The sequence below is a fragment of the Desulfosalsimonas sp. genome (assembly GCF_055149105.1).
Map to the genome: position 1 here is coordinate 54,233 of NZ_JBSRLA010000002.1, position 14,635 is coordinate 68,867.

Below are 14,635 nucleotides of genomic sequence, written 5' to 3' on the forward strand. Positions count from 1 at the left end.
GCCGGTCTTTGGAAAACCCATTGATCGGCCGCCAACGGGATTGAGTCGACAACGTAAACATCAGGGCGTTTTTCTTAAACCGAAATTGAGCGATTGTGAATACTACCTGTAGTTATTGCAGGCCTCCTGCCAAAGCAGATTCAGCAGGGTTTTCATAAAAGATGTGCGGCTTTGCTCCAGGAGACGCTCCAATTGGGCTTTTTCTGACGGATCATTCATTTTCCGGGCTTCATTGGCAACCGATTCCATTAAAATGTCAGGGTCTGCGGCATCCCGGAACAGCCGGGTCAGGGCCAGGCGCAAAATGCTGCTGCGCGGAAGCGCCAGGGAGTCCAGGGTTTGTCTGAACTGCCGGGCGTCCACCCCCCGGAGCTGTTCCACGGCCCGGGCTGCAGTTTCATTCATCGGCAGGGACTGCAGGATTTCGACTGCCCCGGCCGATACCAGGGAATTGATGACCCGGTAGCCCGTAAAATCATCCCATCCGGTTTCTTCAATAATTTGACGCACAGTGGACTGGCCGTTGATCATGGACAAAAGCATTGATTCATCGGTATTAAATTCCATGTTTTGATTTGTTTGTTCATGATCACAAATCTTGAGCACGGCCTGGTCATCCGGGATTTGTTTTTTCAGGGCTGCCAGTTCATCAATTCTGCGGGAGGCTTCCAGGAGTATGTTCATGGTGTTAAATGCACTGCCCACAATCCGTTTCAAATCTATGGATTCATCCTTGTACACGAACTGACCGGATTGCCACAAAAATACGTTATAGAGTGAATTTTCCGCCTGTTTGAGCAAAAAGCCGTTTAGTTCCGCCACTGTGATTTTGCCCTGTTCCACAAGGGTTTTTCCGATGCCCTGGTTTTTTTCCCGGCTTGCCGTGAGGGCGGCTTCCAGGGTTTGGGCACTGATCAGGCCGTTGTTGACCAGCAATTGCCCGATCCGGTTGCTTTTGCGCGATTCCGTGGCAAATACGATATCGCCTTCCTGCATCAGGATCTGTACCTGGTTGCTCTCAGAGCTGATGGTCAGCCTTCCGCTTTTTCTTTCATACTTGATCATCTGAAGAAGGTTTGAAAGATCAAATGTATCAAGGCTTCCCTGGATGGCCATGCTTTCTCCTGTATAAACGGGTCAAAAAATTATCCGCCAATATTTCATGGCTCACGGCTTATCGCCCGGAAAGGCCGGAATGAATAGACTGGGCGGCTTTTTTTGTCATGCCGGAAAGCCCGGCGAGTTCTTCGACAGGGGCTGCGGCAATGGCCTCGATGCTGCCGTAGTGCTGAAGCAAAACAGCCTTTCGTCTGGGTCCGATACCGGCGATATCATCCAGGGCCGAATGCAGGCTCCGGCTGCTTCGCCGCTTGCGGTGAAATGACACGGCCCGGCGATGGGCCTCGTCGCGGATGCGCTGGAGCAGATGCAGTTGCCCGGTATGCTGTTGAAAATTAACCGGATTGGCCCGGCCCGGCAGATAGATCTTGTCTTCTGGCTCGCCTTTGGCCTCATCTTTTTTGGCAATGCCGATTACCCCGAACTGCCCGGAAAGTCCGAGTTCATCTATCACTGCAAGGGCAATGTTGAGCTGCCCCTTGCCGCCGTCTACCATGAACAGATCCGGCAGGGACATGTGCTTTTCCTTTCCCGTATCTGAAGAAAACCGCCGAAACAGCACTTCCCGCATACAGGCGTAATCGTCCTGGGCTGAAACCCCCTGGATCCGGTAATGGCGGTAAAGCGATTTTTTGGGCGCACCGTCTTCAAACACCACCAGACCGGCCACCAGGTCCGTGCCCGACAGACCCGAGTTGTCCACGCATTCAATCCGGCGGGGATATCTGTCCAGGCCAAGGCGTTTTTCCAGGCCTGCAAGCAGGCGGGCCGATGAGTTTTCCTCCTCGGTCAGGGCCTGGAGTCGCTGGCTGGCGTTTTGGGCCGCCATTTCCACAAGGCGCCGCTTTTCCCCGCGCACGGGGGTGTGAACCACCGTCTTGCGTCCCCGAATTTCCGAAAGCCAGCTTGCGTAAAGCTCCCTGTCCCGTGGCGGGGTATGTGTCAAAACTTCGGCGGGCACTGCCGGGTACTGCTCATAGTACTGCTTGATAACAGCCCCGAGGATTTCCGCATCTTCTGAAATCGCGTCTTTGATCAAAAAATCCCGCATTCCCTGCAAATAGCCGTTTCGCACCTTCAAAAGCATCACAACGGCTTTTTCCGGATTTCGTTCCACTGCAAACACGTCCCGGTCCACAAAATCTGTGGTCACGGCCACCTGTTTTTCCAGGGTTTTTTCCAGGGCATAGACCTTGTCCCGGAGCTGGGCAGCGGTTTCATAATCCTGGCTGTCTGCGGCATTTTTCATTTCCGCCCGGATTCTGCGGATCAAATCCGGGGTGCGCCCCTGGAGAAACATGCGCACCTCGTGAACGATTTTGCCGTATTCCTGCTGATCCACATGAAAGCAGCACGGAGCCAGGCAAACCCCGATCTGATAGTTCAGGCAGGGCCTTGAGCGGGGTTTGACCTGGGGTGAGCGGCATTTTCGCAGCTTAAACACCCGATGGATCATTTTCAGGGTCTGCTTGACCGCACCGGCCGATGCATAAGGGCCGAAATACAGGGCCCCGTCTTTTTTGGGCTTTCGCACAACCGTGAGATTGGGATAAGCTTCGGAAAGATCCATGCGCAAAGAGGGATAGCGCTTGTCATCTTTTAAAATAACGTTGTAGCGGGGCCGGTAGCGCTTGATCAGGTTGGATTCCAGGATCAGGGCCTCGGTTTCCGAGGCTGTGACCACGGTCTCGAAATCAGCAATATGTTTGACCAGAACCCCTGTCTTGGCATCTGTTCGCGATGAGGCATCTGAGAAATACGAACGGATGCGGTTTTTCAGATTTGCCGCCTTGCCCACGTAAATTACTTTGCCCTCGGCGTTTTTCATCAAATAGACCCCGGGGCTTTTTGGCGTGCGGGCGATTTTGTCCGCCGGGCCAGGAGCGTGATTCTCTCCTTCGGCCATTGGCTGCCGGGTGTCAGACTGCGGCTTCAAAATCAAACACCATCATCTTTTTCAGTGTCTTGACCCGGTCGCGGTACCGGGCCGCCTTTTCAAATTCCAGGTTGTCTGCGGCTTTTCGCATTTTGGCTTCCAGTTCCCGAATCCGGCGCTCGACTTTCTGCTCCGATCCATAAGTGGCTGCGGTTTCGGCCACCTGTTGCTCAGGTGCTTGTGAGCCGGTCTTTTCATAGGGCGAACCAAATGCTGAGGCCAGGGATTTTTCAATGGTTGCCGGAATGATATTATGTTTTTGGTTATAATCTTTCTGGATTCCGCGGCGGCGCCCGGTTTCCTCCATTGCATGACGCATGGCCGGGGTGACGGTTTCAGCATACATGACAACTGTGCCGTTGGCATTTCTGGCCGCCCGGCCAAAGGTCTGGATCAGGGACCGGGCGGATCGCAAAAATCCTTCCTTGTCCGCATCCAGAATTGCCACCAGGGAGACTTCGGGAATATCCAGGCCTTCGCGCAGCAGGTTGATGCCCACCAGCACGTCAAATTCACCCGCCCGGAGATCGCGGATGATCTCGATGCGTTCCAGGGTCTTGATATCCGAATGCAGGTAGCGGACACGTACGCCCAGGTCCGTGTAATACTCGGTCAGGTCCTCTGCCATGCGCTTGGTCAGGGTGGTGACCAGCACCCGCTGGTTTGCACGGATTCTTTGCTGAATCTCGGAGTAAAGGTCGTCGACCTGGTTTTTGGCGCTTCTGACCTCCATTTCCGGATCAATTAAGCCGGTGGGACGCACGATCTGCTCCATGACTGCATCCCCGGCTTTTTCCAGTTCATAGTCCGACGGTGTGGCCGATACGTAAATCACCTGTGAAACCCGCCGGCTGAACTCTTCAAACCGAAGCGGCCGGTTATCCAGGGCAGAGGGCAGCCGGAATCCGTATTCCACAAGGGTTTGTTTTCTGGACCGGTCGCCGTTGTACATCCCCCGGATCTGGGGCACGCTGATATGGCTTTCGTCAATGAAAAGCAAAAAGTCATCCGGAAAATAATCCAGCAGCGTGGGCGGGGGCTGGCCGGGGGCACGACCGGTGATGTGTCTGGCGTAATTTTCAATGCCGTTGCAATAGCCCAGTTCCAGGATCATTTCCATGTCATATCGGGTTCGCTCCTCGATGCGCTGGGCCTCGATGAGCTTTCCCGCATCCCGGTAATGATCGATCCTGTGCTTGAGTTCCTCCTGGATATCGTCGATGATCCGCCGCCGGCCGCGCTCCTGGGTGACATAATGGCTGGCCGGGTAAATGGTGGTGCCGTTGACCCGCCTTTTGACCTTGCCGGTCAGGGGGTCGATTTCCGAGATCGCCTCGATCACGTCCCCGAAAAACTCCACGCGTATGGCCCGGTCCTCTTCGTAGGCCGGAAATATCTCCACCCGGTCGCCCCGGACCCGGAAAACCCCCCGGTAAAAATCCATGTCGTTTCTCTGGTACTGCATCTCAACCAGATCAGCCAGCAGCTTGTCCCGGGTCAGTTCCATGTCCGTGTCCAGATCCAGACGCATGGCCAGGTAATCCTCGGGCGCCCCCAGACCGAAGATGCACGAAACACTGGCCACCACCAAAACGTCTTTTCTCGACAGCACCGATCGGGTGGCCGAATGGCGCATCTTGTCAATCATTTCATTAATTGAGGAATCCTTCTGGATATAGGTATCTGATACCGGAAGATAGGCCTCTGGCTGGTAGTAGTCATAATAACTGACAAAATACTCCACCGCATTTTCCGGGAAAAAGGACTTGAACTCATTGTAGAGCTGGGCGGCCAGGGTCTTGTTCGGGGCGATCACCAGGGTGGGTTTCTGGACCTCGGCAACCACGTTGGCCATGGTAAAGGTCTTGCCCGATCCGGTTACACCAAGCATCACCTGGTGGGCCAGTCCGTTGTTGACCCCACGGCTGAGACCCGCAATGGCCCCGGGCTGGTCTCCCCTGGGCGTCATTTCCGTATGCAGGGCAAATTTACGCTTTTCCATCGCCGTGTTTCCAAATTGTGCCGTCAGGACGGTCTTCGAGAATGATGTTGCGCGCCTTTAGATCGTCGCGGATCCGGTCTGCCAGGGCAAAATCCTTTTCCTTGCGGGCACGGGTCCGCTGCCGGATCTGGTCTTCAATCCATTGGGCATCGATCTGCTGATCCTTTAGCACGGCATTTTTGCGCTGCTGAAAGTACTGCTGCGGGGTTTCGGCCATCAGGCCGAGGATCTGCCCGATACGCAGCATGTCGTTGATCCGGCCCAGACCTTCGGGGCTTTGGCAGGCCCCGGCTACACCCTTTTCATCGATCTGCCGGTTTAACTCCCGCACCGCCTCAAACAAAAGCCCCATGCCCCGGGCCGTGTTGAAATCATCATCCATGGCGTCGCAAAACCGCTGCCAGAGCTCGGCCCCCGAATCCCCGGAAACCTGCGGCGGCCAGGCGTCAAACACCGGGGCCACCCTTTCGAGCAGGCTGTAGATCTTGTCCAGGGACGCGGCTGCCTCTGCCATGGCCTGCTCTGTATAGTCTATGGGCGAGCGGTAATGATTGGAAACCAGAAACAGGCGCAGCACTTCAGGGTGCCAGGCCTTGACAATGTCTTTGATCATCAAAAAATTGCCCAGGGACTTGGACATTTTCTCCTGGTTGATGTTGATAAATCCGTTGTGAATCCAGTAGCGGGCAAAGGGCTTGCCGAATGCCGCCTCGGACTGGGCGATTTCATTTTCATGATGGGGAAAGATCAGGTCCTTTCCCCCGCCGTGGATATCAAAGCTCTGGCCCAGGTACTCGGCGCTCATGGCCGAGCACTCGATATGCCAGCCCGGCCGTCCCTTTCCCCAGGGGCTGTCCCAGGCCGGCTCACCGGGCTTGGAAGCTTTCCATAAAACAAAATCAAACGGGCTTTGCTTGCGCGGATCCACGTCCACACGGGCCCCGGCCTCCATGTCTTCAAGTTTTCTGCCCGAGAGTTTTCCGTATTCCGGCCATTTTTCAACGGCAAAATACACGTCCCCGTCCACCGGGTAGGCATAGCCCTTTTCAATGAGAAGGCGAACAATGGTTATAATCTGGGATATATGGTCCGTGGCCAGCGGCTCCAGGTCCGGAGGCTGCATGTTAAGCGATTCCATGTCTGCATGAAACTCATCAATACAGCGGCCGGCAAGCGCCACGGAGGAAATGCCCAGATCGTTGGCCCGCTGGATGATCTTGTCATCCACGTCCGTGAAATTGCGCACGTAATACACGTCATATCCCCGGGCCTTGAGATAGCGGTAGATCACGTCGAAAACCACGATGGACCGGGCATGGCCGATATGACAGGAGTCATAGACCGTGGGGCCGCAGACATACATCCGGATTTTGCCGGGTGTCATCGGATCCAATGGCTGCTTGCATCGCCCCAGTGTATTATATACTTTAATGGTCATGGTATTTGTCCATCTGCTGTGGTTGGATCAGGAAATTGTTTTAACAAAATAAATCAGATAGCGCATTATTCAAGCAAAACCACGCACATGGCGGCTATGGCCGCCTCGCGGCCGATGATGCCGAGTTTTTCCGTGGTGGTGGCCTTGATGTTTACCTGTTCAGGGGCAATTTCAAGGACTTCTGCGATGCGGGCGGCCATTTCTCCGGTATAATCCGCCAGTTTCGGCTGCTGGGCAAAAATTGTGGCATCGATGTTGCCGATGGTTGTGCACTTTTCTCGCGCCTTCTGCCAGGTCTGTTTCAGCAGCACCATGCTGGAAATATCCTTGTAGGCCGGATCAGTATCCGGAAAGTGCCGTCCGATATCGCCCAGTCCGGCTGCGCCGAAAATGGCATCGCATACGGAATGCACAAGAACATCTGCGTCTGAATGGCCAACCAGGCCCTTATCATGGAAAATTCTCACCCCGCCCAGCACAAGGCGCCGTCCTGCGGCCAGTTGATGAATGTCGTAACCAACACCTACACGCATAAACAGATTCTTTCCTTATCACAACGCGCCATAGCGGTAAACCCGTCCTGTTATAGCAGAAAAAATCGCTGGTCATTTGAGGATGCAAAGGGTACGGGAATATTTTTTTTCAAATAGGCGATATATTCAAGGATTGTGGCAATGCCGTGTTCACAGGCCCCCTCCCCCTGACAGGCGCAATGGCAGAACAATTCCCCGTGATCAAACCCCACATGGGTGGCAAAGACCTCCTCTGCCTGAATCCATGTCAGCAGACCGCCGTCTGCGGTTCTTGAAAGCTGCTTGACAGATCCTTTGCGCTGCAGGTTTCTTCCGGCAGTCAGCACATCCTTTCCCGCCCATGCGGTGAGATCCCCCCAGGTCAGTTCCCGGAAGCGGTCGGTGCCTGAATTTCCGTTTTCCATGGTCATCGCATATTCATCCGGGTTAGCGGCGGGCAAAACCGGCCGCCTTACGCAGCCGGTTCAGCCATGCCGTTGATCAGAGCAGCAACGTTTTGGCCAAGCACGCTGTGGTTGTATCCGCCCTCGAGAATGGCAAAGCATCCGGCACCCCGTGCAAAGGCGGATTGGCTTGCTTTTTTCCCGATGTGGTAATAGTCCTCGGTTGCCATCAATCCGCCCCAGTCCTGCATGTGATTGTCAAATCCCGCGGATATGCCGATAATATCCGCCCGGCTGGCGGACAGAATCCGGTTGACTTCTTCCATGTATTGCTCCCGGGTGTTTTTGGCCGGATTATGAATTTCAACCCAGTCATTGTTCCCCAGGATATTGACGGTTCCATCGCCGTAATGAAGATCAATGTCAAGCACCATGGCCGTGTCAATGCGGTTTTGGCTCTTTAGGGTCAGCAGGGCAATGGCCATGTTGTTAAAATAGCAGAATCCCCAGGCCGTTTCCGTGGAGGCATGATGTCCCGGGGGGCGGATCACGGCAAATGCCGGCTCCGAAAGACCGATGTGCGCGGCCTGAATCGCCCCGCCCGCAGCCAGGGCGGCAATGTCGTAGAGGTCCTTGCGCCGGACATTTTCAATATGAACATTGGAATGCGCCAGCTCAATGAGATTTTCAGGGGCCGGCTCTGCATCCACCATTTCCGCGTGAGACGGCAGCCGGTCCACAATGGCCTCAATACGGCCCGGAGCCGATGCCGGATCCGAAGTGTAGACCGGATAAAAAAACTGATGAAACACCACTTTCATGACACCTCCTTGATCACCTCGGCGGGTGCATCGGTCATCACCACATCGACTCCCATTTCCCGGGCCCGTTCGGCATCCGCAGGCCGGTTACAGGAGTATACCGCAACAATTTTGCCCTGTGCATGGCACTGACGAACAAATCTCCGGGTGAGCCGGCCAAAGGCAAGACAGTATCCTTGGATCATGTGCTGCACTTTTTCCGGGACATTGCCGGAAAACGGCCACGGACCGCCAATATTTAAAACAAAAGCCAGATCCGGGGCAAGCTCCCGGGCTTGCTCAAGCAAACCCGCATCAAAGCTGAGAACAAACAAATTGCTGCGCAAAGACGCCGGTACGTGAAGACCGATTTGCTCGACGACCCCGGCGGCAAGCTGTTTTTGGCAGTGGGGTTCCGCAGGCTTTCCGGCTTTGAGTTCGATCATGAGCACACCCTGGTGCGCATATCTTTTCAGCACTTGGGCCAGAGTCATGATCCGGGTGCCGGCATATTGGTCTGAAAACCATTTGCCGAGATCCAGGCGGCCAAGCTCTTCCAGGCTTAAGTCGGAAATCCTTTTGTTCACGCCGGCAATTCTTTCCAGGGTTTCATCATGGAAAATCACCGGTACATGATCGGCAGACAGTTGCACATCCAATTCAATGCCGTCAACCCCCCGAAGAAAGGCCAGGTCAAAAGCCGCCTGCCCGTTTTCCGGAGCTTCAGCCATGGCCCCCCGGTGGGCTATGAGCCAGGGGAAATCGGGCAGTCCGCCCCGGGACCTGTTTTTTTGTTCTGTTGATCCAACCATGGAATATGGCCGTGCCTTTCTCATAAAACCGGATTTTTTTCCACTATTGTTTTAAACAAAACAACAATAACCGGATTTAAAGATTTTCTCAAGCCTGATAGATTTTTAAAATCAGGCCTGCGGGCAGGGATTCGCCAAACATTGCGGTTTGCTCGGATTCTTCAAGGGGGGCCGCGGTTTTCAGCACCCGGCTTTGCTTTTGCATCCCATGGTCGTCCAGCCACCGGATCACCCGATCCAAAAGGCTTTCGTCCATATCCCGGGACCGGTCGCCGGTTTTGCGGGTCATCTGCACCAGGGCGTTTCCCACGGCCCCGGGATGTTTCCACTGGTTTTCAAGCAGAAATTCAACCCATGGAGCCGCTTTGTCCGGGGAAACCACACGGTCCACGGGTCCGTAAAGCAGCTGCCGGGCCCCGAACCGGGATAATGCCCAGAATTGCTGAGGTTTTGCTTTTTTCGGTAAAATCTCTTCGGCCAGGGCCTGGCCCCATTCGGCTTTTTCCTTTGCCCCCAGCCGTTCCATGCCCGCCACGGCCATCCACATCTCCAGTTTCTGCTGGGGGGGCATCTTTGTCTTGCCCCCTTTTCTGGGCATGATCACGGGCCTGAGGTCCTGGGCGAACTGCCGTTGGCGCCCGGAATTGAGACCGCCGGCCACCCGGCGCCACAAAATCCACCATTCGGCCACAGCCTGCTGATTTTTTTTAAATATTACGCCCTGCTTGTAGATTTTCCAGAGCCGGGCAATGCGCTGGTCGTCCAGGCCGTCACCAAAGCCCGGCCGGAGGCAGAACCCCAGCAGATTCAGCCAGCGCACCTCGTGTTCAGGTGTTTTTTTCCGCGCATCCATGCGTTCGATCAGGGCATCGGCCATCTGGCGGATCAAAGAAAGGGGCCAGTTGTCCCTGGAACGCCCGATAAACTCAGAAACGCTTTTGACCAGCCCGGAAAGCGCGCGGCTGTCCTGCGCGGAAAACGCCTCATCAATGATCCGGATCACCTCCTGCACCTGTGCGCTGTCAAACACCTCGGTTTCGGCCACCATCTCCTGGGCCGGCATCTGCCGCAGCTGGAACCGGAGCTGCCATTTGTGACCGGTGGAAACCGAACCGCACCACAGTTCAAGGATGCCGGTTTCTGTGTATTCGGCTTCAATCTGTACGGGAATTGCGGTCTGCACACCCTTGTGGCCGAACTGTATCACCGTCTGTATGGGTGGAAGACGGGTTAAGCTCTCATCCACATCCACGATATCCCCGGCCCGGTCCCCGGAACGGAAGCTGGAGCTAAACAGCTCAAAGCTCACAGGCTGATTGGTCAAAACCTCGAATTCCTGATCCGCAAGCGTTACCCGTGACCCCTCATCCAGGCCCCGCTCCACAACGCATATGGCCTGGGCCGCCCTGTCCTGCTGCCGGTCTGCCTGGGCAATGCCTAAGTAATAGGACCTGGGGCTGCCGCTGCCCACCCGGACCCCTCTTCCGGTTTTGACCAGTCCGTAATACGAGGCGCCCAGGGCCACAGCCACGTCCAGATCCCGGTTTTCAAGCACCCGGGGACGCTGGTCGTCATTTCTGCCAAACCACCGGCATATGGCAGATCCGATCCGGTTCCGGATTACTTCAGCCTTCAGGCTGCCGCCGTTATACAGGATCAGGTCCGGAAACGGATCGCTTTTGTCTGTGAAGCGGGCGACATCCTCTTTGTGCTGTTCCAGAAACAGTCCAATGTGACGGGTGATGGCCGGATCAGATGCATAGGGCAGTCCGAATTCGGAAATCGCCTTACGCCGGGTTTCGGTTTTTGGGGCGGCCTTTTCCACCAGGGGAAAGAAGCCTTCCAGAACGATTTGCTCCAGGCTTTCCCTTGTGATTTCCGCAGTCCGGGTGCCGCCGATCAGACTGCTGCCCTGCCCCATCATGGTAATGGTTTCCCGGTCCGTGCCCTGATTCAGGATATTTTCCTTGGCCCGGCGGCACAGGTGGCACAGGGTCTTCCAACGGTCACCGGTGAGATCGGCGCCTGAACCGAACTGTTGTTCCGCGTGCCGGGCCAGGGCCAGGTCGATGTTGTCTCCGCCCAGAATCAGATGTTCGCCCACGGCAATGCGCTCAAATCTGGGCGTACCCCCGGTTTCCTGAAGGGTGATCAATGTCAGATCCGTGGTCCCCCCGCCCACGTCGCAGACCAGCACCAGCTCACCCGGGCGGATATGCTCCCGCCAGTTGTTTTCATGCAAAATCAGCCAGGAATAAAATGCCGCAAGGGGCTCTTCGAGCAAAATTACGTCCACGAGGCCGGCGGCTTTGGCCGCCTCCAGGGTCAAATCCCGGGCCACCTCATCAAATGAGGCCGGCACGGTGATGATCAGAAACTGGTTTTCCAGGTACAGGGACTCGTCTGAAACGCTGTGATTCCAGGCGCATTTCAGATGCTCCAGGTACCGGGCCGTGGCCTCCACAGGAGAAATCCGGGCCACATCCCCGCCCGCGCCCCAGGGAAGAATCCGGGCACGGCGGTCTGCCTGGCCGTGGCAGAGCCAGCTTTTGGCAGAAGACACAAGGCGCCCGGGCACCCTGGCCCCGTGATCCCGGGCGAATGTTCCCACGAATGGGGAAATTTCAGATTCCCGGCTCCAGGGCAGCCGGACGGCTTCAGCGTCAATGTCATATTTTCCGGTAATATAGCAAAACGAAGGCAGCACTGGCATGCGGTCGACTTCTCCGGCTGCCGTGAGCTGAGGGACGGAAAAGAGTCGAATACCTTTGTTTTCAGATGTTTCGGCTTCAAGATCCACAAAAGACAGGGCTGAATTGGTTGTGCCCAGGTCAATTCCGATAATATAGCGGGCTTGCTCAATATCCACGATCAATCCTGCTGCCGGACGTTAAATTCGAGTTTCCATCGTCTTTGGTCTTCCACGGACACGCACCACAGCTCCAGGGTGCCGATCTCCGTTGCCGCGGCTTCCAGGGTCACACCCACGGTGGTGCCGGGTTCCCCGTCAAGGGTGGTCTCCAGGGTGGTGATCTCCTCGATCTGATCATGCCAGTCCTCCACCACCGCCCCGGCCGGATCATCCTGGCGCCGGACTGAACCAAAAAATTCAAATACCACGGGTTCGCCCACCACCAGAACGAATTCCTTTTCAGTGATGCGCGCAACAGTGCCTTCTTCCATGCCAAAGGGGGCCACGCACAGGGCCTTGACCGGCTGGGGCATGCCCGGCACCGCCGGCATGGCCGCAGCCACGCCGATATAATAGGATTTGTTGAGGCCAGCCCGGATCCGGATGCCCCGGCCGTGGCGTGCCTGGCCGTAATAGGCAGCCCCCCTGGCCACCGCAAGATCGTAGTTTTCTGTGTTGATCTCCCGGATCCGGCCGGATGAATGGCTCCAGCTGTCCAGCACATCCCTGACCCGCTCCCGGAGCAGGCGGGACTTCATGACCCCGCCGTTGAACAAAACCGCATCCGGTGCGGCCGTGGTCTCCTGTTGACCCCGATCCCGGCCGGTTAAAAAGGCAGCCATGTGCCGGGTGACTGCGGGATCTGCTGCATAGACCAGCCCGGCTTCCCGCAGGCCTGTCCGGCGCTGTGTTCGGGGAAATTCATTTTCAGGGCATTTTGGGAAAAAACCGTCAATAATAACCCGGCTGATATCCTCTGCGGGCAGATCCATTTTCAGGGTGTTGCCAATCAGGCTGCTGCCCCGGCCCAGTATGGTCACAGGCCATGTATCCCGGTCCTGTGAACCGGAAAATGCGCCTTCCTTGGCGCTGCGGCAGGCATGCACCAGCCCGCGCATCTGCCAGGAATCCAGACGGGTGCCGGATTCGGCCATTTTTGCGGCCACGTGATAGGCCAGGGCCAGATCCATGTTGTCCCCGCCCACAAGCAGGTGCTCGCCCACTGCAATGCGGTCCAGGACCAGTTCCCCCTGTTCCTCGGAAACCCGGATCAGGCTGAAATCCGTGGTGCCGCCGCCGATATCGCAGATCAGCACGAGTTCATCCTTTTCAACAGCCTTGCGCCAGTTTTCGCCGCTTACATCGATCCATGAATAAAATGCCGCCTGGGGCTCTTCTAACAGGGTGACCCGGGGTAATCCGGCCTGCTGCGCAGCCTGCACGGTCAGTTCCCGGGCCACGGCGTCAAAAGAGGCCGGCACGGTGAGATAAATTTCCTGGTTTTCCATGCGCAGGGCAGAATTGTCCCCTGCCATTTCGTAATTCCAGGCCTGGCGCAGATAGGCCAGCAAGGCCGATGATGCAGCTACCGGCGATAGTTTTTTCACGTCATCTGCCGCCTCCCAGGGCAAAATGGCCGCGTTTCGGTCCACGGAAGTATTGCACAGCCAGGACTTGGATGAGGCAATGACACGCTGGGGCGCTTCTGCGGCCCGAATCCTGGCGTATTCGCCGATTACTACCCGGTTGTCCGGATCCCAGGGCAGGGCAAAAGCCCCGTCGCCGGCTTCTGCGTGGCCCGGCAGATAGATAAAAGACGGCAGACCGGGCTGCTTTTCAATTGTATGGGCGGCCGTGACCTGGGCAATCTCAAGGACCCGGACTTCCGGTGTCTGATCTGTTTCCGGGACCCCCGGGGTATAGGCGACCACGCTGTTTGTGGTTCCCAGGTCAATGCCGATGATGTATGCCGGCTGATCCACTGACGGTCTCCTGCTGTTGGGATGATGCCAAAGGGATATTACTGGATTTCCACTTCCGCGGGGGCAATAATCAAGGGATCGCCGCTGGCCGAAAGCACGGGCAGTTCCAGTCGGCCGGCCTTCCATCCACGATGCCGGAGCACGCCGTTAAAAGGGGGCTCTCCGGTGACATTGCCGGTAAGTTTGATGGCTGCCGGATCAAAACCGGCCGGAACAGAGATTTCCCGGCCCTCGGGCTTGTCGATCACAGCTGCCGGGGCTATGGTTTTTTTTACGGCACCGGCACAATTTTCATGAATGCTGCGCACGGCCGCACCAATCTGGGCGTCCTGGAAGGCGCTTAAATCCTCGTGAAAAAAGTCCATCAGACGGCCTTGTCGCTGAAGCACGGAAATCAGGTGGAGGTAGTAGCGTTTGCTTTCTTCCTTTTGTTCCCGGCCGGCCGGCTCCCTGGCCGGTTTTTCATCTTCCTGTTTTTCTTTCTTTTTCGCCGCCGCGGGCTTTGCGGTTTTCCGGGATGCAGCGTCAATCCCGGATTTGCGAATCACTCGTTTGAATCCGCCCCGGAGCAGCATCCACTGAATAAGGGTCATCAAAAGCATCAGCCCGGCCAGGGCAGGATAAAACCAGGTCTGAATCAAGTCAAATCCCCGGGTATTTTTTTGGACCCACGACTGCATGTCCGGATCTTGGCTGATGACTTCCAGAATATCGGCAAAGCTTACGGTTGCAAATACCTCCCGGGATGCAAACCAAATACCTGCGCCAATAAGGCAGCCGAAAATCAGGTTGACCAGAAACAGCCGCAGCAGACTGCTGCGGGAAAGTGACGGGATCAGGTTCATGGGATGTTTTTCTCCTGATTAAAAAATCCAAAATTGCGTTTCATTATTTGACCAAACAATAAACCCGTATAATGAATCAGGTGAGCAAAAAGT

General features: G+C 56.0%; 11 protein-coding genes. All 11 read right to left on the reverse strand.

The window, feature by feature from the left end; genetic code table 11:
• Nucleotides 1-102: 102 nt before the first annotated feature.
• Nucleotides 103-1,116: a DUF4388 domain-containing protein gene (locus ACTCIA_RS00785; RefSeq protein WP_462999896.1), complete on the reverse strand. Its 1,014-nt coding sequence runs from the start codon at nt 1,114-1,116 to the stop codon at nt 103-105.
• A gap of 58 nt (nt 1,117-1,174) precedes the next feature.
• Nucleotides 1,175-3,055 carry an excinuclease ABC subunit UvrC gene (gene uvrC / locus ACTCIA_RS00790; protein ID WP_462999897.1) on the reverse strand — a complete coding sequence of 627 codons (1,881 nt, stop codon included), beginning with the start codon at nt 3,053-3,055 and terminating at the stop codon, nt 1,175-1,177.
• Nucleotides 3,039-5,057, reverse strand: coding sequence for an excinuclease ABC subunit UvrB (gene uvrB, locus ACTCIA_RS00795; protein ID WP_462999898.1), 2,019 nt, complete (start codon nt 5,055-5,057; stop codon nt 3,039-3,041). The genes uvrC and uvrB overlap by 17 nt, the downstream gene beginning before the upstream one ends.
• Nucleotides 5,044-6,495, reverse strand: coding sequence for a cysteine--tRNA ligase (gene cysS, locus ACTCIA_RS00800; RefSeq protein WP_462999899.1), 1,452 nt, complete (start codon nt 6,493-6,495; stop codon nt 5,044-5,046). The genes uvrB and cysS overlap by 14 nt, the downstream gene beginning before the upstream one ends.
• A gap of 65 nt (nt 6,496-6,560) precedes the next feature.
• On the reverse strand, nt 6,561-7,028 hold the full coding sequence (gene ispF / locus ACTCIA_RS00805) for a 2-C-methyl-D-erythritol 2,4-cyclodiphosphate synthase (protein WP_462999900.1): 468 nt from the start codon (nt 7,026-7,028) through the stop codon (nt 6,561-6,563).
• Between the two features lie 50 nt (nt 7,029-7,078).
• Entirely contained in the window at nt 7,079-7,468 is a 390-nt protein-coding gene (locus tag ACTCIA_RS00810) for an SWIM zinc finger family protein (protein WP_462999901.1), read from the reverse strand.
• 11 nt (nt 7,469-7,479) lie between these two features.
• Nucleotides 7,480-8,232, reverse strand: coding sequence for a histone deacetylase family protein (locus tag ACTCIA_RS00815; RefSeq protein ID WP_462999902.1), 753 nt, complete (start codon nt 8,230-8,232; stop codon nt 7,480-7,482).
• Nucleotides 8,229-9,023 (reverse strand): glycerophosphodiester phosphodiesterase, encoded by a 795-nt coding sequence (locus ACTCIA_RS00820; protein WP_462999903.1) that lies wholly within the window; start codon nt 9,021-9,023, stop codon nt 8,229-8,231. Before ACTCIA_RS00820 ends, ACTCIA_RS00815 begins: the two co-directional genes overlap by 4 nt.
• Nucleotides 9,024-9,111: 88 nt before the next feature.
• Nucleotides 9,112-11,892, reverse strand: coding sequence for an Hsp70 family protein (locus ACTCIA_RS00825; protein WP_462999904.1), 2,781 nt, complete (start codon nt 11,890-11,892; stop codon nt 9,112-9,114).
• A gap of 2 nt (nt 11,893-11,894) precedes the next feature.
• Complete coding sequence (locus ACTCIA_RS00830) at nt 11,895-13,697, reverse strand: Hsp70 family protein (protein ID WP_462999905.1); 1,803 nt, start codon at nt 13,695-13,697, stop codon at nt 11,895-11,897.
• A 38-nt stretch (nt 13,698-13,735) separates the two neighbouring features.
• Nucleotides 13,736-14,542, reverse strand: a complete 807-nt coding sequence (locus ACTCIA_RS00835; RefSeq protein ID WP_462999906.1) for a DUF2760 domain-containing protein — start codon at nt 14,540-14,542, stop codon at nt 13,736-13,738.
• Nucleotides 14,543-14,635 lie beyond the last annotated feature (93 nt).